Origin of the sequence: Williamsia herbipolensis (assembly GCF_000964005.1) — a bacterium.
GTDB classification, from domain to species: Bacteria; Actinomycetota; Actinomycetes; order Mycobacteriales; family Mycobacteriaceae; genus Williamsia_A; species Williamsia_A herbipolensis.
In genome coordinates this window covers 39,196-59,576 of the sequence record NZ_JXYP01000028.1, presented here as the reverse complement: position 1 = coordinate 59,576, position 20,381 = coordinate 39,196, and the positions used below count along the sequence as shown (strand labels likewise).

The 20,381-nt window shown below is 69.7% G+C and carries 19 protein-coding genes; 14 read left to right on the top strand and 5 right to left on the bottom strand.

The features are described 5' to 3' along the window. Positions 1–7: 7 nt before the first annotated feature. The 5 genes from TU34_RS15325 to TU34_RS15305 are packed head-to-tail and all read left to right on the top strand — an operon-like array spanning position 8 to position 4,522. The gene (locus TU34_RS15325; protein ID WP_045823830.1) at positions 8–208 is read left to right on the top strand and encodes a ferredoxin; all 201 of its coding nucleotides are present in this window, start codon (positions 8–10) and stop codon (positions 206–208) included. A 5-nt stretch (positions 209–213) separates the two neighbouring features. Next, the gene (locus tag TU34_RS15320; protein WP_045823768.1) at positions 214–765 is read left to right on the top strand and encodes a hypothetical protein; all 552 of its coding nucleotides are present in this window, start codon (positions 214–216) and stop codon (positions 763–765) included. A gap of 12 nt (positions 766–777) precedes the next feature. Beyond that, the gene (locus TU34_RS15315; RefSeq protein WP_045823767.1) at positions 778–2,037 is read left to right on the top strand and encodes a hypothetical protein; all 1,260 of its coding nucleotides are present in this window, start codon (positions 778–780) and stop codon (positions 2,035–2,037) included. Between the two features lie 12 nt (positions 2,038–2,049). Further along, positions 2,050–3,663, top strand: coding sequence for an acyl-CoA synthetase (locus TU34_RS15310; protein WP_045823766.1), 1,614 nt, complete (start codon positions 2,050–2,052; stop codon positions 3,661–3,663). After that, positions 3,653–4,522, top strand: coding sequence for an SDR family NAD(P)-dependent oxidoreductase (locus TU34_RS15305; protein WP_238981335.1), 870 nt, complete (start codon positions 3,653–3,655; stop codon positions 4,520–4,522). Before TU34_RS15310 ends, TU34_RS15305 begins: the two co-directional genes overlap by 11 nt. 48 nt (positions 4,523–4,570) lie before the next feature. On the opposite strand, the gene TU34_RS15300 is transcribed toward TU34_RS15305, so the two are convergent. From TU34_RS15300 to TU34_RS23630, 3 genes are all read right to left on the bottom strand, one after another. Further along, positions 4,571–5,740 (bottom strand): DUF6297 family protein, encoded by a 1,170-nt coding sequence (locus TU34_RS15300; protein WP_045823765.1) that lies wholly within the window; start codon positions 5,738–5,740, stop codon positions 4,571–4,573. Continuing rightward, positions 5,737–6,363 (bottom strand): ABC transporter ATP-binding protein, encoded by a 627-nt coding sequence (locus tag TU34_RS15295; RefSeq protein ID WP_045823764.1) that lies wholly within the window; start codon positions 6,361–6,363, stop codon positions 5,737–5,739. Before TU34_RS15295 ends, TU34_RS15300 begins: the two co-directional genes overlap by 4 nt. Before the next feature lie 63 nt (positions 6,364–6,426). Then, entirely contained in the window at positions 6,427–6,816 is a 390-nt protein-coding gene (locus TU34_RS23630) for a hypothetical protein (protein WP_045823763.1), read from the bottom strand. A gap of 52 nt (positions 6,817–6,868) precedes the next feature. On the opposite strand from TU34_RS23630, the gene TU34_RS15285 reads away from it, so the two are divergent. The 9 genes from TU34_RS15285 to TU34_RS15245 all read left to right on the top strand — a co-directional run bounded on the left by TU34_RS15285 (position 6,869) and on the right by TU34_RS15245 (position 17,822). Beyond that, positions 6,869–7,792: a PaaI family thioesterase gene (locus TU34_RS15285; protein WP_150116556.1), complete on the top strand. Its 924-nt coding sequence runs from the start codon at positions 6,869–6,871 to the stop codon at positions 7,790–7,792. Positions 7,793–7,862: 70 nt separating this feature from the next. Next, complete coding sequence (locus tag TU34_RS15280; RefSeq protein WP_045823762.1) at positions 7,863–8,672, top strand: TIGR03084 family metal-binding protein; 810 nt, start codon at positions 7,863–7,865, stop codon at positions 8,670–8,672. Continuing rightward, entirely contained in the window at positions 8,669–10,387 is a 1,719-nt protein-coding gene (locus tag TU34_RS15275; protein ID WP_045823761.1) for an acyclic terpene utilization AtuA family protein, read from the top strand. The genes TU34_RS15280 and TU34_RS15275 overlap by 4 nt, the downstream gene beginning before the upstream one ends. Then, on the top strand, positions 10,388–11,548 hold the full coding sequence (locus tag TU34_RS15270; protein WP_045823760.1) for an acyl-CoA dehydrogenase family protein: 1,161 nt from the start codon (positions 10,388–10,390) through the stop codon (positions 11,546–11,548). Further along, entirely contained in the window at positions 11,545–13,143 is a 1,599-nt protein-coding gene (locus TU34_RS15265; RefSeq protein ID WP_045823759.1) for an acyl-CoA carboxylase subunit beta, read from the top strand. The genes TU34_RS15270 and TU34_RS15265 overlap by 4 nt, the downstream gene beginning before the upstream one ends. 8 nt (positions 13,144–13,151) lie before the next feature. Beyond that, complete coding sequence (locus TU34_RS15260) at positions 13,152–15,200, top strand: ATP-binding protein (RefSeq protein WP_045823827.1); 2,049 nt, start codon at positions 13,152–13,154, stop codon at positions 15,198–15,200. Then, positions 15,197–16,396 (top strand): acyl-CoA dehydrogenase family protein, encoded by a 1,200-nt coding sequence (locus tag TU34_RS15255; RefSeq protein WP_045823758.1) that lies wholly within the window; start codon positions 15,197–15,199, stop codon positions 16,394–16,396. Before TU34_RS15260 ends, TU34_RS15255 begins: the two co-directional genes overlap by 4 nt. Positions 16,397–16,401: 5 nt before the next feature. Further along, positions 16,402–17,232, top strand: a complete 831-nt coding sequence (locus TU34_RS15250; RefSeq protein WP_045823757.1) for an enoyl-CoA hydratase family protein — start codon at positions 16,402–16,404, stop codon at positions 17,230–17,232. After that, entirely contained in the window at positions 17,205–17,822 is a 618-nt protein-coding gene (locus TU34_RS15245) for a TetR/AcrR family transcriptional regulator (RefSeq protein ID WP_045823756.1), read from the top strand. The genes TU34_RS15250 and TU34_RS15245 overlap by 28 nt, the downstream gene beginning before the upstream one ends. Here the strand turns inward: TU34_RS15245 and TU34_RS15240 are convergent. Continuing rightward, on the bottom strand, positions 17,779–18,933 hold the full coding sequence (locus TU34_RS15240; protein WP_045823755.1) for a glycosyltransferase: 1,155 nt from the start codon (positions 18,931–18,933) through the stop codon (positions 17,779–17,781). The genes TU34_RS15245 and TU34_RS15240 overlap by 44 nt on opposite strands. Before the next feature lie 28 nt (positions 18,934–18,961). Then, entirely contained in the window at positions 18,962–20,203 is a 1,242-nt protein-coding gene (locus TU34_RS15235; protein ID WP_045823826.1) for an HNH endonuclease, read from the bottom strand. Positions 20,204–20,381: the final 178 nt, after the last annotated feature.

Below are 20,381 nucleotides of genomic sequence, written 5' to 3'. Positions count from 1 at the left end.
GGCGACGGTGAGGATCGAGGTCGATCGCGACATCTGTCAGGGGCACGGCATGTGCGAGATGGAAGCCCCCGACATCTTCCGGGCACAGGTCGACACCGTCGACATCCTCGACGCGTCGCCGGACGCCTCGCACCGCGACGCCGTCGAGCGCGCGGTCCAGTACTGCCCGACCCAGGCCCTACGCATCATCGACGATGAGAAGGATTGACGATCATGGCATTCGAACGCGCAGAGCTCGACGAGATGGTGGAGCGTTGGCTGCAGGCCAACCGAGACGGCGAGAAGGCCGGGGACTGGCGCAATCTCGCCGAGTTCTACACCGAGGACGCGACCTACGGGTGGAACTACGGACCGAAGGACGACTTCATGGCCGTCGGTCGCGACGAGATCCGCGATTTCGCCATCGGCTACGAGATGGACGGGCTCGACGGCTGGACCTACCCCTACCAGTCGTGGGTGATCGACGAGAAGACCGGTGACATGCTGGGCTTGTGGAAGCAGGTGTTCGACGGGCAGCGCGCCGACGGTACCCGCTACGCGCTCGAGGGCATCCAGGGCAGCTGGTTCAAGTACGGCGGAGACTTCCAGTTCCGTTGGCAACGCGACTTCTTCGACTACGGCAACGTCGTCGCGCTGTTCATGGAGATGATCGGTGACGGTGTCCTCACCGAGGGCATGAGCGCGCGGATGAACCGCGTCGCGAACGCCACCGAACGCTTGCCGGGCTGGTACCCGCTCGGCAAGACCCCCGTCCCGATGTGGTGAGGAACGCCTGACGTGTCGTATTCCGAACTGTCGCAGAACGAACTCGCGACACTCGTCCCCGAACTGTTGTTGGCGGGACAGCTGATCGACCGCAGCGCGATGGCACACGTCATCGGCGACTTCGGCCGGGACGTGATGGCGCAGGTGGCCATCGAGGAGTGGATGGCCGCGAGCCCCGTGTACACCGCGCGGATGCGTCGCGCCATGGGGGTCGACGGCGACGGCGTCGTCGACATGTTCAAGTGCCTGCAGCTCGACATCGGTGCCCCACCGCAGTTCATGGACTTCCGCTACTCGGTGGTCGACGAGTACCACGGCAGTTTCGTCCTCGACCACTGTGGCGCCCTGATGGACGTCGAACCGATGGGCGAGGACTACGTGACCGCGATGTGCCACGACATCGAGGACCCGACGTTCGACGCGACGGCCATCGCCACCAACCGTCGGGCCCGCATCCGTCCGGTGCATCGGCCGCCCCGCCGTCCGGAGAACCGGACGCCGCACTGCGAGTGGCTCGTCACCATCGAACCCGACCGCGAGGAACTCGATCTCCCGGACTACACCCACGCGATGTTCGCCACCCGTGCCGCCGATCTCGAGCTGTCGGAGATCGACCACTCGGAGACGGGGTGGAACGACTACTCGGGTGATCTGCTCGACGATCTCCAGTTCCGCGACTGGGCGCACAGCACACTCGTGCGCACGGCCGAGGAGGTGGCGGTGCAGCATCAGCTGCTGATCATGGGCTTCATCGGCGCAGTGTCGCGGCGCACATCGGCCGAACACGCCCGCGAACTCGTGGTGAAGGCGGTGACCGGTATCGCCGGGTTGACTGCGGAGCGCATCCGGGCGGCCCTCGGGATCACAAGTGATGCAGCCGGTCTGGCGCAGGTCCTGTCGCTGCACCCGGCTCTGGGACCGGAGCAGTACGTGGGTCTCGGAGTGATCGCCGAGGGTGACGGCGCTGAAGCGATCGTGTCGGTGCGCATCCCCCGGGGCAGCGCCGCCGTCGCCGACGGGAGCTGGCTGGTCCATCTCGACCCCGACAACCTGTTGCCACTGCAGGCGATCGCGACCGCGGTCGATCCGCACTGGGTCGTGCAGGGTGCCCGCGTGGACGACGGTTTCCTCACCGTCGACATCGGGTGGGGCGCCGAGCAACGCGAACGCAAGGAGGTCGCCGTGGTCCGGTTCAGCGGTGGCGCGAGCTTCCGGTTCGACGATCGCGGTGCGCCCGGATCGATCACGCCCCTGTCGATCACCCCGGTCTAGGAGAGGTCTCCCATGGCGCAGAACCTGGCCGATCTGTTCGAGCACGCCGTCGATGCCGTCGCCGACCGGCTGGCGGTCATCGACGGCGACACCCGGTACACCTACGGGCAGCTCGAGAGCAGGGCCAACCGTTGGGGGCGTCTGCTGGCCGACCGTGGCGTCCGTCGGGGCGATCACGTGGGCGTGCACATGCACAACGACATCGATGCTCTCGCAGTGTTCCTCGCCGCCTACAAGATCCGTGCGGTCCCGGTGAACGTCAACTACCGGTACCGACCCGACGAGGCGGCCCACATCTACTCCGACGCCGGACTCGTGGCGGTGGCGACCCAGCGCGCATGGGCCGAGGTGGCCGACGAGGCCGCCACGCTCGCGGGCGACATCCGACCGACGGTGATCGTCACCGGGCCTGATCTCGACGAGCACCTGCAGGGGTACTCCGCCGACCGGGAGCCCGTCGATCGTAGCGACGACGACCTGTTCCTGCTCTACACCGGTGGGACCACGGGGGCCCCGAAGGGCGTGATGTGGCGTCAGTCGGACATGTGGCGGGTCCTCGGAGGCGGTATCGACTTCTACTCGGGGGAGCCGTTGCCCGACGAGTGGGCGCAGTCGGCGCGTGCGGCCGAGAATGCCGACGGCATGCGGTTCCTCATGTTGCCGCCGCTGATCCACGTCTCGGGTCTGATGCCGACGTTGGGCGCGTTGTTCTCCGGGAACACCGTGATCCTGCAGGCCCGATTCGACGCGTCGCGGGTATGGCAGGTGGTGGACCGGTGTCGGCCGAACATCCTGGTCATCACCGGTGACGCGATGGGGCGGCCCCTGATCGATGAACTCGTGGCCCGCGCCGACGCCGGCGATCCGGTCGACACGTCGAGTCTGTTGGCGGTCAGTTCCGGTGCCGCACTGTTCTCTCCGGCACTCAAGGCGCGCCTGCTGGAGCTCGTGCCCACTGTGGCCATCAGTGACTCCATCGGTTCGTCGGAGACGGGTTTCGGTGGCATTCGGGTCTATTCGGCGGCCGACACGGGGTTCGTCACCGCCGATCATGCGGGTGGTCCGCGGGTGCCCGCGGGTCGGGGCGCGACGGTGATCGACGACGACGGCACACCCCTGACCGGGCCGGGGGAGGGGTGGTTCGCCAAGACCGGTCACCTACCGATCGGGTACCACGGCGATGCGGTGAAGACGGCCGCGATCTTCCGCGAACACGAGGGCGTCCGCATGGTCGTCAGCGGTGACCGTGCGCGCCTCGAGGCCGACGGCGCCATCACCCTGCTCGGACGCGTTTCGCAGGTGGTGAACACCGGCGGCGAGAAGGTGTTCGCCGAAGAGGTCGAAGGTGTGCTGAAGTCGCACCCGTCGGTCGGGGACGCCACGGTCCTCGGTGTGCCCGACGACCGTTACGGACACCGGGTGGCCGCGGTGGTCGCCGCGCGTGGCCCCATCGACCTCGATGTCGTGGCCGCTCACCTGCGCACGACACTCGCCGGATACAAGGTTCCCCGCGTGTGGTGGCTCGTCGACGACATCCGCCGGACTCCCAGTGGCAAGCCCGATTATCGCTGGGCGCAGTCGGTCTCGACATCACAGAACCCGGCGCGGGACGATCGTGGCGACTGACGACCGCGTCGTCGTGATCGGTGGTTCGAGCCGCGGTATCGGCCTCGCGGTGGCGCATCGGCTGATCGCCGAGGGCGCCTCGGTGGTGATGAACGGACGCGAACAGGATGTGCTCGATTCCGCGGTCGCCGAGGTGACGGCCGGCGGGGGTCGTGCGGTCGGTGTCGTGGGGTCACTCGCCCGGCCCGGTGTGGCCTTCGCGATGCTCGACGCGGCGCGTGAGCATTTCGGACGGGTCGACGGCGCTGTCAACTGCGCGGGTGTCGCCGAGCCGCTCGGCTCGAGCATCCTGACGATCGACTCCGAGGAGTTCGCGGCACAGATCGACGCCCACCTCGTCAGCGCCTTCGAACTGACCCGCGCCGCCGCGGAGGTCTTCGTGGCCCAGCGCCACGGCTCGATCGTGCTGTCGGGATCGGCCGCGGCGTCGGGCATGTTCGGCGGCACCGGCTACCCGGCCGCGAAAGGTGGTGTGGCCGCGCTCGCCTCGGCGGTGGCCGCCGATCTCCGCTCGACCGGTGTGCGGGTCAACGTCGTGATGCCCGGGGCCCGCACCCGGTTGTCGACGGGTCCCGACTACCACGCGCACATCGACGATCTCCGGGCCCGCGGCGTGCTCGATCCCGGCGTCCACGCCATGGCGGCCGACCCCGCGCCGCCCGACTACGTCGCAGCGCTCTACGCCTATCTCGTCTCCGATGCGGCCGCCGACGTGACGGGGGAGACCTTCACCGCCGCAGGCAACGTCATCGGCCGCCACGGGCCCTCGCCGATGTCGCTGATCGCCTACCGCGACCACACCGACACCCCGCCGTACACCCCGGACGAGATCCACGCCGCCTTCGCCGACCAGGCGTAGCAGTTCGTCCCGCGCAAAGACACGAACTGCTACCGATCCGCCGGCGGGTCACCCGACGAGCGCGGCCAAGAGGCCTGTGGCCACCACGGCGACCAGTCCGCGGACCATTGCCAGCAGCAGGAGTGGCTGCGTCGCGCCTCCCTGCCCGATCACGTACACCGGGGCGTCGAACGGGAGGTCGGGGCGGGTGGCGCGACGCACCGTCGCGAATGACGATCCGACGGCGACGACGAGCACCGCCGGTAGCGACAGGTGCCAGGTGAGAGCGATGACAGCACAACACAGTACGACGCCCGACACCGGGACCACGGCGTGGATCGCGGTGACCTCCGGGTCCGACCCGCCGAGCGCCCGCCGCAACGCCGGGACCTCGGTGAGTCGCCGCAATCCGCAGGCCCACGCGCAGCCGGCGCGATAGGCGAGGACCGTCGCAACCACCGGTGCGATCGAGGTCAGATACAGCGTCGCCGGCAGGGCCACGGCCACCGCGAGCACGACGACACCGACCGCGAGATCGCCTCGTCGGCGGGACAATCGGAGCACGTCGGCGAGGATCATCACGCGGATGCGGCCGCCGCCGAGGCGTCGACTGCGCGCCCACGCATGCGCCAGCTGCCACCGCACGACTCGCGCCGTGTCGATCCACCCGAGATCGAGCGTCACCGCGGCCATGCGCGCCGCGGCGATGAAGCCGTCGTCGGGTGCGAACGCGTCGCGGTGCAGCAGGGCCGGCGACCACCGCTGACGACCCCGTCGCCGTCGACCCGACAGACGATCGCTCGAACGATGTTGGTGTGCGCTGACGATCGTGACTATCACCACGGCAGCACCGACACCCGCGCCGAGAACAGTCGGTGTCGCCGACCAGTCCAGCACAGCGACAACGGTCGCGGTGGCCAGGCACCCCACGAGGGTGACGATCGCGGCTCGACGACGGCGCCCCGCGAGGACGGGTCCGCGCTCGCCCGGCCCGGACAGATGCCACGTCGCCTCGGCGCGGGAGAGTCGGATCGGGCCCCACCACCAGACCGCGGTCCCGACCACCGACGCGCAGAGCGCGATCGCCCACCCGACGAGCACCGCCGTCGGATGGCCGATGCCGTGAGCGACGCCGATCACCGATGCGACGCGCTCGGGTTGCAGGAGGTACCACCCGAGACCGGCGACGACCGCGCCCGTCAGCACGATCCCGGGGGCGTCGTCGCGGGTGACGCTCATCGGCCCACCGTCACCGTCGAATCGGCGCACCGCTCCACGAGCTCGGCGCTGTGGGTGGCGACGACGACCGAACGTCCCTCGGCGACAGTCCGTTCGATCCGGTGCGCCACCCAGTCACGTCCGGCCACGTCGAGGCCGGCCTCGGGCTCGTCGAGCACGATCAGCCGTGCGGGACGGATCCACACCGCGCACAGGGTGAACCGCTGTCGTTGACCGGTCGAGAGCGTGTGCGGGAAGCGATCTGCGAGATGGTCGATGCCTGCATCGGACAGGATGTCGGCCACGGCGCCGCCGCCGGCCCCATGGGCCGAGGTGAGCAACCGGAGATGCTCGGCCACCGTGAGTTCGGCGAACGTGGCGTCGTCCCCGAGTTCGACGGCCACGAGGGCGCGGAACCGGCTGTCGGTGTCGTCGGCGACCACGTCGTCGGTGGTGGAAGCGCGAAGGGTGACGGTCCCCGAATCGGGATGCCGGAGACCGGCGATGGCGCGCAGGAGCGTCGATTTCCCGGAACCGTTGGCTCCGGTGACGGCGAGGCAGCGACCTGCCTCGAGATGAAGGGTGAGATCGGTGAACAGGTCACTGTCACCGGCGGACAGGCAGAGACGATCGATGTGCAACACGGCAGGACTTTCGGTGCGTGGGATCAGGGGGCGAGAGACCGCCTGACGCAGCGAGAGTCGTGGTCAGGCGGTGACGGAACCCTGACCGGGCGCGCGGGGACGGGCGACCCGCACGAGTGCGAGCTCATGAGATGCCGGCGTGCGGGCCGCGGTGTGCGCGCGGGCCCACCTCTGGCTCACGCCCGGCGGGAGGACTTCTCTCCCTCGCGTGATCTGTCGGAACACCCAGCGCGACAACAACGATCGCACGTGCGGGTGCGACGCGACCGCGACGACGGCGGCTCCGAACGCGGCCGACGTCACCGCGACACCGATGTGGGGGAGTGTCGGCGCCGTGAGGCCGATCATGGTCAGCCACCACGCGCTCGCGAGGACCGCGGTCGCGATCGCGGACGTGGCGGGCAGGAGTGCGGCGGGTGTGCGGGGCGCGGGCGGATGTGTTCTCCCCCTCATTCGCCACCTCCCCGATCGTCGGTCCGAACCGCTGTGGGATACGAGTGTAGCCATGACATCCCCCGTGGACGCCCTGGCCGCTTTCGGAGTCGGTGGGGATGCTCCCTCCGGGAACGTCGCGACGATGCACCAACGTCTCGGCCCGGCGCTGGTCGACCACCGCGGACGGATCGAGCTCGCCGCCTACGCGGTCCTGGTCGACACCGTCGGCGGCGGTCCGTTCGTGGTGGCCACCGGCCCCGACCGCGGCGTGGTGCAGGCGCGCCTGGCGTTCGCGACCGCCGGTGACCCGATCGAGCCCGAGGGGCTGCTCACCGCCGAGGCGACGCTTCGCGACGACGGCGGACAGTTCGGCCTCACCACGGTCGATGTGACCGATCCGGCGGGTCGCCTGCGCGGATCGGTCCTCGTCCGCAACGCCCGCACAGGGCGCGTGTTCGATCCGGATCTGCTCGCCCGCGGTCGCAGCCCGCACGGCGCAGACGCCGGACGGGCGATCCCCGAGACCCTTGGCAGCCCGTCGGATGTGCCACCGCGGATCGATCCCGCCCTCACCGGCGCCCAGGTCGTCGAGGCCGTCGCGGCCGGTCGGCTCGCCGCCGGTCCTCTCGCCGAACTCCTCTCGCTGTCGATCACGCCGGGCGATGCCGCCCGAGGCGCCGGGCCCGGCGTCGTGTGCACGCCCGTACCATGGATGGCCAACCCACTGGGCACCATGCACGGCGGGGTCATCGCCGCTGTCGTCGCCCACGGCTGCTCGCTCGCCGGGCAGGCCCACACCGCGCCCGGCCAGACCCACACCGTCACCGACTTCGCGGTCGACTTCTTCCGATCGCCGCCTCTCGACGCGGGCGACCTGCTGGTCACCACCCGCCCCGAGCGGATCGGTCGACGTCTCGGCGCTGTCTCGGCGACCTTCACCCAGGCCGATGGCACGCTGCTCGCGAGCGCCACCGCGAACGTGCGTTTCGGCTGATCGAGCCGGCCCAGCGCCAAAACAAGCAAGCGTGCTTGCTTTTTATGGGGACACCTGTGACCCTCAACCCATGAGCGTTGTGCACGACCTCGTGGCCGACATGTCCGCAGAGGCCGCGTCGCTGGACGACCTGGTCGCCGGACTCGATGCCGCCGGGTGGGCGACCCCGACCCCCGCTGAGGGCTGGACCATCGCCCACCAGATCGGCCACCTCTGGTGGACCGACCGGATGGCGACACTCTCGGCAATCGATCCGAGCGGATTCGACGACATGCTCCTCGTCGCCGCGAACGAGCCGGCGACCTTCGTCGACGACGGCGCCGCCGAGGCCGCGCAGATCGCTCCGAAGGACCTCCTGGCGCGCTGGCGAGAAGGCCGTGCGGCCGTCGCCGAGGCGTTGGTGTCGGTTCCCGACGGCACGAAACTGGCGTGGTTCGGGCCACCGATGTCGGCGGCGTCGATGGCGACGGCCCGCATCATGGAGACCTGGGCCCACGGACTCGATGTCGCCGACACGCTCGGCGTGCGACGCCCGCCGACGGCGCGACTGCGCAATGTCGCCCACATCGGCGTCCGCACACGGGACTTCGCCTACATCCTCCACGGGCGCACGCCGCCGACCACGCCGCTTCGCGTCGAACTGACCGCACCCGACGGCGCCACGTGGGAGTGGGGTCCGGCCGACGCCGACAACCGCGTGATCGGTAGCGCCGAGGACTTCTGCCGCCTGGTCACCCAACGCCGGGCCGCGGCCGACCTCGATCTCGCCATCAGCGGCGCCGACGCCGTCGAATGGTCGCAGATCGCACAGTGTTTCGCCGGGGCACCCGGCACCGGCCGCGCACCGCTGGGCGCCGACTCGACGGCAGGACAGCGATGACCACCCACGACACGACCATCGCACCGGTACGGATCGGCAACGCGTCGGGCTTCTACGGCGACCGCTTCTCGGCGATGCGCGAGATGCTCGACGGCGGTGAGCTCGACTTCGTCACCGGCGACTATCTCGCCGAGCTGACCATGCTCATCCTCGGCCGCGACCGGCTGCGCGACCCGTCCCGCGGATACGCCTCGACCTTTCTGCGGCAGATGCGGGAGTGCCTCGCCCTCGCACAGGAACGCGGCGTCCGCATCGTCGCGAACGCCGGCGGCCTCAACCCGAAGGGCCTGGCCACCGATCTCGGCGAACTCGCCGCCGACCTCGGCGTGACGGTGGCCATCGCCCACGTCGACGGCGACGACCTCGTCGACAGGGCCGACGAACTCGGCCTCGGGACGCCGCTGACCGCCAACGCCTACCTCGGAGCCTTCGGGATCGCCACGGCGCTCGACGCCGGCGCCGACATCGTGGTCACCGGTCGCATCACCGACGCGTCGCTCGCGGTCGGCCCTGCGGCGAGCCACTTCGGTTGGCGTCACGACGATCTCGACGCACTGGCCGGCGCTGTTGCCGCCGGGCACGTCATCGAGTGCGGAACCCAGGCCACCGGCGGCAACTACGCCTTCTTCACCGAGATCGACGACCTCTCACGACCGGGGTTCCCGATCGCCGAGATCGCCGCCGACGGCAGCTCGGTCATCACCAAGCACCCCGGCACCGGGGGCGCGGTCACCGTGGGAACCGTCACCGCCCAGCTGCTCTACGAGATCACCGGCCCCCGATACCTCGGGCCCGACGTCACCACGCGGATGGATTCGATCGCGCTCGAACAGGTCGGCACCGACCGCGTCCGCATCAGCGGCGTGCGGGGCGAGGCGCCGCCCGAGCACCTCAAGGTGTCGCTGAACATGCTCGCGGGATTCCGCAACGAGGTCACCATGGTGCTCACCGGCCTCGACATCGACGCCAAGGCGCGCCTGGTCACCGAACAGTTCGAGTCGTCGCTGGCGACGAAACCCGAGACCCTCACCTGGGAGCTGTCGCGCACCGATCGCGCTGACGGCACCACCGAGGCGCAGTCGAGTGCACTCCTGCGGGTCATCGGCAAGAGCCGCGACGCCGACGTCGTCGGTCGCCACTTCTCGGCCGCTGCAGTCGAACTGGCGTTGGCGAGCTACCCCGGGTTCACCATGACCGCCCCGCCCGGCAAGGGCGCTCCCTACGGTGTGTTCGAGCCGGGATACGTCCCCGCCGACGCCGTGCACCACCGGGTGACGCTTCCCGACGGCTCGGTGACGGTGATCGAGCCGAGTCCGCTGCGCGGCCCGTCGACCCCGGATGCGCCCGAGACGGCGTCGCCCGCCCGCGACTGGGGCCCGACCACGCCCGCGCCGCTCGGCCTGATCGCCGGCGCCCGCAGCGGCGACAAGGGCGGCAGCGCCAACATCGGTGTGTGGGTGCGCGATCCGGAACACTTCGCGTGGCTCGAGGAGACCCTCACCGTCGAGGCACTGCGTCGACTGCTCCCCGAGACCGAGCACCTGCGGATCGCCCGATACCGCCTTCGGAACCTGCTCGCGGTGAACTTCGTGATCGAGGAGATCCTCGGCCGCGGCGTCGCCGACAACGTGCGCTTCGACCCGCAGGGCAAGGGTCTCGGCGAATGGCTGCGCTCCCGCGTGGTCGACATCCCCCAACGATTCGAGGTCATCTGAATGAGTCTTGCGACACCCGCCTGGGACACCCCGGAACGCCGCGAACTACGCAGCACCGTCGCCGGATTCGTCGAGCGGCACATCCTGCCGTTCCAGAACGACTGGGAGCGCGACGGACTCATCCCGCGCGAACTGCACCTCGAGGCGGCCAAGCTCGGACTGCTCGGCGTCGGGTTCCCCGAGGCCGTGGGCGGCTCGGGCGGTGACCTCGTCGACGCGACCATCGCCGGCGAGGTGCTGCACGAGCGCGGTGCGGCCGGCGGCATCTACGCGTCGCTGTTCACCCACGGCATCGCGCTGCCGCACCTCATCGCCGCCGGCGACCCCGACCAGATCGATCGCTGGGTCCGGCCGACGCTGGCCGGTGAGAAGATCGGCAGCCTCGCCATCACCGAGCCCGGCGGCGGCAGCGACGTGGGCCACCTGACCACGAAGGCCGTCCGCGACGGTGACCACTTCGTGGTGAACGGCGCGAAGACCTACATCACCTCCGCGGTCCGCGCCGACTTCATCGTCACCGCGGTCCGCACCGGCGGCCCCGGTGCGGGCGGGGTGTCGCTGCTCGTGATCGACACCGACACACCGGGATTCTCGGTCAGCCGGAAGCTCGACAAGATGGGCTGGCGCTGCTCGGACACCGCCGAGCTCAGCTTCGTCGATGTCCGCGTCCCGGTGACCAATCTGGTCGGCACCGAGAACAGCGGCTTCACCCAGATCGCCGCGGCGTTCGTCACCGAACGCGCGGGGCTCGCCACCCAGGCCTACGCCAGCGCGCAACGGTGCCTCGACATCACCCTCGAATGGGTCCGCACGCGCGAGACCTTCGGCAAACCGCTGATCGCCCGACAGTCGGTGCAGGACAGCGTGACCGAGATGGCACGCCGCATCGACATCGCCCGGACCTACACCCGCGCCGTCGTCGACCGGAAGGTCAGCAGTTCCGACGATCTCATCGCCGAGGTCTGCTTCGCCAAGAACACCGCCGTGGAGGCGGGCGAATGGGTGGCCAACAAGGCGGTCCAGTTGTTCGGCGGGCTGGGCTACATGGCCGAGTCGGAGATCGAACGGCAGTATCGCGACATGCGCATCATCGGCATCGGCGGCGGCACCACCGAGATCCTCACCGGCCTCGCCGCGAAACGACTCGGATATCAGGCATGACCGCACTGCGTTCCGGGCTCGACCCCGCCGACCCCGGATACATCGACGCCGCGGCGACGATGGAGACCAAACTCGCCGAACTGGAGGCGGAGTTCGCGACGGCGCTCGAGGGCGGCGGCACGAAGAAGGTCGCCCGCCATCACGAACGCGGCAAGATGCTCGCCCGCGAACGCATCGAGATGCTCATCGATCCCGACTCGGCGTTCCTCGAGCTGTGCCCGCTCGCGGCGTACGGCTCGGACTTCCAGGTGGGTGCATCGATCATCACCGGCATCGGCGTGGTCGCCGGTGTGGAGTGCATGATCGTCGCCAACGACCCGACGGTGCGCGGCGGCACCTCGAACCCCTGGACCCTGCGCAAGGGGTTCCGCGCCAACGAGATCGCCATGGAGAACCGTCTGCCGTGCATCTCGCTGGTGGAATCCGGTGGCGCCGATCTCCCGACGCAGAAGGACGTGTTCATCCCCGGCGGACGCATGTTCCGCGATCTCACCCAGCTGTCGGCGGCCGGGATCCCCACCATCGCGCTGGTCTTCGGCAACTCGACCGCCGGTGGCGCCTACGTTCCGGGCATGTCCGATCACGTCGTGATGATCGAGAACCAGTCGAAGGTGTTCCTCGGCGGTCCGCCGCTGGTGAAGATGGCGACCGGTGAGGACAGCGACGACGAGTCACTCGGCGGCGCGGGCATGCACGCCCGCCAGTCCGGACTGGCCGACTACTTCGCCCGCGACGAACAGGACGCCATCCGCATCGGCCGCCGCATCGTCGAACGGCTCAACTGGCGCAAGGCCGGACCCGGACCGGTCGCCGAGCCGATCGAACCCCGTTTCGACACAGAGGAACTCGTCGGCATCGTGCCGGGCGATCTGAAGATCCCGTTCGATCCCCGCGAGGTCATCGCCCGGGTCGTCGACGACAGCGACTTCGACGAGTTCAAGGCCGAGTACGGCTCGTCGCTGTGCACCGGATGGGCCCGCGTGCACGGCTATCCCGTCGGCATCCTCGCCAACGCCCAGGGCGTGCTGTTCTCCGCCGAGGCGCAGAAGGCCACCCAGTTCATCCAGCTGGCGAACCGATCGAACACGCCGCTGCTGTTCCTGCACAACACCACCGGCTACATGGTCGGCAAGGAGTACGAACAGGGCGGCATCATCAAACACGGATCGATGATGATCAACGCCGTGTCGAACTCGACCGTGCCGCACATCTCCCTGCTGGTCGGTGCCAGTTACGGCGCCGGCCACTACGGCATGTGCGGGCGCGCCTTCAACCCGCGCTTCCTGTTCGCCTGGCCGAGTGCGAAATCGGCGGTCATGGGCGCCGCCCAGCTCTCCGGTGTCATCTCGATGGTGTCGCGGGCGGCGACAGAGGCCCGGGGCGGCGTGGTCGACGAGGAGGCCGACAAGGGGATGCGGGCGATGATCGAGGCGCAGATCGAGGCGCAGTCGGTACCCGCGTTCCTCTCGGGCATGCTCTACGACGACGGGGTCATCGACCCCCGTGACACCCGCACGATCCTGGGGATCGCGTTGTCCGCCATCGACTCCGCGCCGGTCGAGGGGACGTCGAACTTCGGCGTCTTCCGGATGTGAGCGCCGTGATGGACTCCTCTGCGATCACCTCCGTGCTCGTCGCCAACCGAGGCGAGATCGCCCGACGCGTCTTCGCCACATGCACGCGGATGGGTCTGTCGACCGTCGCGGTCTTCTCCGACCCCGACGCGCACGCCCCGCACGTCACCGCCGCCGACCGCGCGGTCCGCCTTCCCGGGGAGACCTCGGCGCAGACCTACCTCGACGGCTCGGCCATCATCGTCGCCGCGATCGCGGCCGGAGCCGACGCCATCCACCCCGGATACGGGTTCCTCTCCGAGAACTCCGCTTTCGCGCAGGCGGTGATCGACGCCGGACTCACCTGGATCGGGCCGCCGCCGGAGTCGATCGCGGCCATGGGGTCGAAGGTGAACGCCAAGGAGATCATGGCGGGCTCGGGTGTTCCCGTCCTCGGTGATCTCGACCCCGACACCCTCGAACCCTCGGACCTGCCCGTCCTCATCAAGGCCTCGGCCGGAGGCGGTGGACGCGGCATGCGCATCGTCCGGGAGATCGGCGCGCTGACCGGCGAACTGACCGCGGCCGCCCGCGAGGCGGCCTCGGCGTTCGGCGACGACACGGTGTTCTGCGAGCCCTACGTCGAACGCGGCCACCACATCGAGGTGCAGATCCTCGCCGACACGCACGGCGGGGTGTGGGCGGTCGGCGAGCGCGAGTGCTCGATCCAGCGCCGACACCAGAAGATCATCGAGGAGGCGCCGGCGCCCCTGGTCGAACGACTCGGCGGCGACCTGCGTGAGCGGCTCTACGACGCCGCGCGGGCGGCGGCGACCGCCATCGGTTATGTCGGTGCCGGCACGGTCGAGTTCCTGGCCGACGGCACCGGACGGTTCTACTTCCTCGAGACCAACACCCGCCTGCAGGTCGAGCACCCGGTGACCGAGGCGACCACCGGGCTCGACCTCGTGGAATGGCAGATCCGGATCGCCGACGGTGAGCGGCTCGGCGAGACGCCCCTGCCCACCACCGGCCACGCCATCGAGGCGCGTCTCTACGCCGAGGACCCGGCGAACGGGTGGGCTCCGCAGTCGGGCACCGTGTTCGATCTCGACCTGCCGGCCGACGTCCGCTTCGGACCGCTGTCGCGCGCGGGTGTCCGCGTCGACTCCGGAATCGAGTCGGGCAGCGAGATCTCGGTCTTCTACGACCCCATGGTGGCCAAGGTCATCAGCTGGGCACCCGATCGACGGCGGGCGAGCGCCATGCTCGCCGGGGCGCTGGGTCGCGCCCGCGTGCACGGTCCGGGGACGAACCGCGATCTGCTGGTGACGATCCTGCGGCATCCGCAGTTCCTCGGCGGCGACACCGACACCGGCTTCATCGACCAGATCGGTCTCGACGTGCTCGCACGTCCCCGTGCCGATGCCGCCGCGGTCCGCCTCGCCGCGGTCGCGGCGACCGTGGCCGCCGCACAGGCCAACCGCGAGCAGGCGTCGGTGCAACCGCGGGTCCCCGCCGGGTGGCGGAACCTGTTCTCCCAGTACGCGTCGAAGCGCTTCGCCGACCCCGCCGACCCCGACACCGACATCGAGGTGCGGTATCGGTTCGCCCGATCCGGCGTCGAGCTGCCCGACGACCCGACCGTGACGGTCGTCGACGTGCAGCCGACCGCGGTGACCCTCGAGATCGACGGTGTGCGCACACGGTTCACCGCCGATCGCCACACCGACGCCCAGCGCCGCACGGTGTGGTTCGTCGACTCCGACACGTCATCGGTCACGCTCGTCGCCCGCCCCCGGTTCGTCGACCCGTCGGGGGTGGGCGCACCGGGTTCGCTGCTGGCCCCCATGCCGGGGTCGGTCATACGGATCGCGGTGGCCGTCGGTGACGAGGTGACCCAGGGCCAGCCCCTGCTGTGGCTGGAGGCGATGAAGATGGAACACACCGTGGCAGCCCCGTCCGACGGGGTCGTCACCGAGTTGGCCGTGACCGCCGGGCAACAGCTCGCCGTCGGTGACGTCCTGGCCGTGATCGGCGACCGCGCACACCAGGCATCAGGCAGTATCGAACAGTCCGACCCGAAGGAGACCCCATGACCACATTCGCCGAGACCCCGACCGACGCCGCACCGGTGAACCCGTTCGTCGAGACCGCCGAGCGCGCCGCGCTGCGCGCCTCGGTGGCCGCCCTGGCCAAGCGGTACGGCCAGGAGTACTTCATGGAGTGCGCCCGGACCGGCAAGAAGACCGACGAACTGTGGCGTGAGGCAGGACAGCTCGGGTTCCTCGGGGTGAACCTGCCCGAGGAGTACGGCGGCGGTGGCGCAGGCATGTACGAGCTCGCCATCGTGATGGAGGAGATGTCCGCGTCGGGTGTGGGGCTGCTCATGATGGTGGTCTCACCGGCCATCTGCGGCAACATCATCGCCCGTTTCGGCACCGACGACCAGAAGCAGCGCTGGCTGCCCGGCCTGTCCGACGGCTCGATCACCATGGCGTTCGGCATCACCGAACCCGAGGCGGGATCGAACTCGCACCAGATCACCACCACCGCCCGCCGCGACGGGTCCGACTGGCTGCTGACCGGCCGCAAGGTGTGGATCTCCGGGGTCGACCAGGCGGACGCCGTGCTCATCGTCGCGCGCACCGAGGACGCGAAGACCGGCAAGCTCAAGCCCGCGCTGTTCATCGTGCCGACCGACGCCGAGAACTTCGAGTACAAGCAGATCGCCATGGAGCTGATCAACCCCGAGAAGCAGTTCCAGCTGTTCCTCGACGACGTGCGGCTGCCGTCGGATGCGCTCGTGGGGTCGGAGGACGCCGCGCTCGGCCAGCTCTTCGCCGGATTGAACCCCGAACGCATCATGGCGGCCGCGTCGGCGATCGGCATGGCGCGCTTCGCGCTGGGCAAGGCCGTCGACTACGTGAACAACCGCACGGTGTGGAAGACCCCCATCGGTGCGCACCAGGCGATCGCACATCCGTTGGCACAGGGCAAGATCGAGCTCGAGATGGCGAAGCTGATGATGCAGAAGGCCGCCACCATGTACGACGCGGGCGACGACTGGGGTGCCGCGGAGCCGGCCAACATGAGCAAGTACGCCGCGGCCGAGGCGTGCGTGAAGATCGTCGACCAGGCGGTGCAGTCGATGGGCGGCAACGGGTTGTCCACCGAGTACGGCATCGCTCCGCTGCTCAACCTCTGTCGCGTCGCCCGGGTGGCCCCGGTGAGCCGTGAGATGGTCCTCAACTTCGTCGCGCAGACCAGCCTGGGCCTGCCGAAGTCGTACTGAGCGCCGTGTCGACCACACCCTCGACCACCACCGCCGAGACCCAGGTCGTCGTCACTCGCTCCGACGAGTCCGGCGTCGCGACCATCACCCTGGACTCGCCGGCCAACCGCAACGCGCTCTCACCGGCGCTGACCGGTCAGCTGCGCGAGCACCTCGCGGCGGTCGACACCGATCCGTCGGTGCGATCGGTGGTGCTCACCCACAGCGGTGGGACCTTCTGTGCCGGAGCCGATCTCGCCGCGGCCATCTCGTCGGGTCTCTCGCCGCAGGAGGCGTCGGCGGCCGGCACCGAGGCGATGATCGCCATCCTCCGGGCGATCATCACGTCGACCAAACCCGTGATCGCCCGCATCGACGGCCACGTACGCGCCGGTGGCCTCGGGATCGTGGGGGCCTGCGACATCGTCGTCGTCGGTCCCGCGACGACGTTCGCGCTGACCGAGGCACGGTTGGGCCTCGCGCCGTCGATGATCTCGCTGACCCTGCTGACGAAGATGGACTCGCGAGCCGCGAGCCGCTACTTCCTCACCGGGGAGAAGTTCGGGCCGCGCGAGGCCGCCGACATCGGTCTGGTCACTATCACGGAATCCGAATCCTCTGCTGTCGCGGCGACGGTCGAACGATTGACCGCCGACATCGCGAAGGCCTCGCCCCAGGGTCTGCGCGAGTCGAAGAAGGTCGTCAACAGCGTGGTGACCGAGATGTTCGAGCGGTACGCCGATCAGCGACGCGCCGAATCGGCCGAGTTGTTCGCCTCCGACGAGGCCCGCGAGGGCATGTCGGCGTTCCTCGAGAAGCGCTCGCCTCGATGGGCACTCGACCCGGCGGTGTCGTGAACACCCGGCTTCCCCAGCAGGATCGGTCGCGCGCGACCCGGGAGCGACTGATCGCCTCGACGATCGACGTCCTCGCGTCCGATGGATGGGCCGCGGCGACGGTGTCGGTGATCGCCGAACGTGCCGGGGTGTCGCGCGGTGCGGCGCAGCACCACTTCCCGACGCGCGAGTCACTGGTGATCGCGACCCTGGAGCAGACCTTCGACGAGCTGACCACGCGTGCGGCCGACGGCGAGGAGACCCTGCCCGAGGGTCCGGGGCGGGTCGAGGCCGTGGTGACCCGCGCCGTGGAGGTCTACACCGGTACGCAGTTCAAGGCGCTCCTGCAGGTGTGGAGTGCTGCGGCGTCCGATCCCGCTCTGCGCGAGACGATCCTGCCGATGGAACGGAAGTTCGCCCGCGCCGCACACCGACTCACCATGCAGTCGCTGGCGGGTGGTTCCACCGACCCGGCCGTGCACCGACTCGTTCAGGCCACCCTCGACATGGCGCGTGGCCTGGGCCTCGCGGACACGCTGTCCGACGATTCGGCGCGACGCAAGCAGGTCATCGCCACGTGGTCGGAAGTTCTTGCCGCGGCACTGAACTGAGGTCGGTGACGGGTCTCGCCAGGTCGCGCAGATCGGCGACGATCGCGTCGGGCGACGGCATCGCGTCGATCTCGGTGACCACGGCGCGGCGACGTCCCGCCGCCGCGGCCGTCGGTGCGAGGAGCTCCGCGACGGCGGCTCGGATGGATTCCGGGTGGGCCGCAGGCCCGACCAGCTGTGTGGCCAGGCCGGCGGCGACGAGTGCGGCGGCGTTGTCGAACTGGTCGGCGCCCTGCGGTAGGAGCAACTGGGGGAGTCCCGCGGCGAGTGCGGCCAGCGTGGTGCCCGACCCGCCATGGTGGACGATCGCCGAAGCGTGGGGGAGCACCTCGGCCTGCGGCACCCACGCCTCGACGACGACTCCGTCGGGGAGCGGGCCCAGAGCGTCGAGAGGTACCGACGGACCGACGGCGACGAGGACCCGGGTGCCCAGCGACGCGATCCCGGTGGCCACCTCGCCGAGGACGCGCGCATTGCCGAATTCGGTGCGGAGAGTCACGTAGACGAGCGGCCGGTGGTCGTCACCGTCGGCGGCGATGGGCGGTAGCGGACCGTCGGCGGCGAAGGCGACGGGACGCAGTGGCACACGACCGCGACGTGTGAGCACCTCGGGTTCCTGCAGCGAGGGTGGGCAGATGTCGAGAAGTGTCACCTCGGGGGTGTCGCGGTCGAAGGCGATCCCACGACCGAACCCGTGCGTGACCACGCCGATCCCGGCGACCTGCGCAGCCTTGAGGGCGCCGAACGACGCGGCCTCCGACACGACGAGATCGGGTGCGACCCGATCGATGACGGGGACCAGGTCGGTCTCGAACGCCTGCGGGATGAGCTCGGTGAACGCCCGCCGTACCAGGTCGCGGTGCGCCACCGTGTCGGCCTTGACCGCCTCGGTCGAGGACACCGACGGGTCCTCGGAGACGGCCTGATCGAAAGCGGCGCGAATCGACATCCCCGCCGCCCACGGGGTGAAGCCCTGTTCGGCCAGCACGGGATGCATTCGCTCGCCGACCGCCCAGTGCACCGTGTGACCCGCGCGCTGCGCGGCGAGCGCCAACGGGACGAGCGGAAAGGTGTGGCCGTAGGCCTCGAGTGACGAGAACAGGATCCGCATGACGTCAAAGCTTAGCGGCACTAAGTGATCATGCAGCCTGGGAGTCGTGGTGGCCTGGTGGTGCGGGGGCGCGTGAAACGTGACTGTGCCCGGTGGGCGTGACCACGGTCGCGGTGTGCCGGGTGGAGTCGGTGTGGTCGGCGGTGGTCATCTGCCAGCCGGGGTTCTGTTTGGCGCGGTTGTGGTGAAGGCACATACCGCCGCCGTTCGAAGCCGAGGTGTCACCGCCTCGTGAGTAGGGGTCGGCGTGGTCGTATTCGGCGATCGGTGCATCGCAATAGGGGATGCGGCACGACTCATCGCGTAGATCGAGGAAGAGCTTGAGTCCGGTCGGGAACAGGCGTGCGGTCGAGTCCATCGCGACCAGGGCGCCGCTCGTCGGGGACTTGTAGAGGCGCCGCAGGGTGGTGGCCGCGTCGGCGTCGAGGGAATCGGCGATGAGGCCGCGAGCGGTGTCTGCAGGAATCGGGCCGTAGCCGCTCACGTGGGCAGCGGCGGTGCTGTCTCCGAGGAGGACGTCATCGGGCACAACCACGTTCACCGCGATCGGTAGGGCGCCGACCGTCGCGGTACCAGTCACCCGTTCGACGAGAGCGTCCGCCATCACCTGCGCGTGGGTACGGTCGTCGGCGCCGACGGTCGCGTCGGCGTGCCTCTTCAGCGCGGCATAGACCGAGATACCCGACACCAGCGGCAAGAGCGCGGACAGGCGCACCATCCCGTCGGGTGCGGGTCGGGTCGACACGCGACGGTCTTTCGCTGCCTGGGCGTGCCGGTCGACCACGGCCTGCGGGTCGAGTTCGTAGGCCAGCCGTTTGACCTCAGCATCGAGCGCCCGGTCCCCGACGCCCTCCAGTGCGGATACATCAGCACAGATGCGACGGTCGATCTCGCCGCGATCGCGTGGCGTGAGGTGCGCGGTCTCGCGGACCAGGATGGTGGCGCGCCATTCGGTGAGCGCACCGGAAGCCAACGCGGCTCGCGTGTGCGGCATCTCGCGCATCACCGCGCGAGCGAACCCGAGGTGCCTGCCACCGGTAGACCCCGATGCCTTGCGGGCCAGCGCCACCTCGGCGGCCAATCCGCGCCCCTGCCGGGCGACCGGCACACCCGCTGCGGACTCCGATTCGATGCGTAGTTCTTCGAGTCGCATCGTCTGCTTCGCCTGCGCTGCAGCACATGCCGCTTTCATCGACTCCAGGGTCGCGATCTGATCGACAGCGTCGGCTTCGGTGGAGGCGGGGGTCAGCTCGCCGATTGACGACAGCATCAGTTGCAACGCAACGGCACCCAGCTCGGTGTCGGACTTTCTCGCCCCCGCATCCACACGATCCCCCATCGTCGAACGTAGGGACGATTCTAGCGGATCACTCCGACAACACTCTCTGCTCGAGCAGGTCTGTGGACAACGATGTTGGCGAAACCTGTTTGCCTACAGGTGGTTCGGC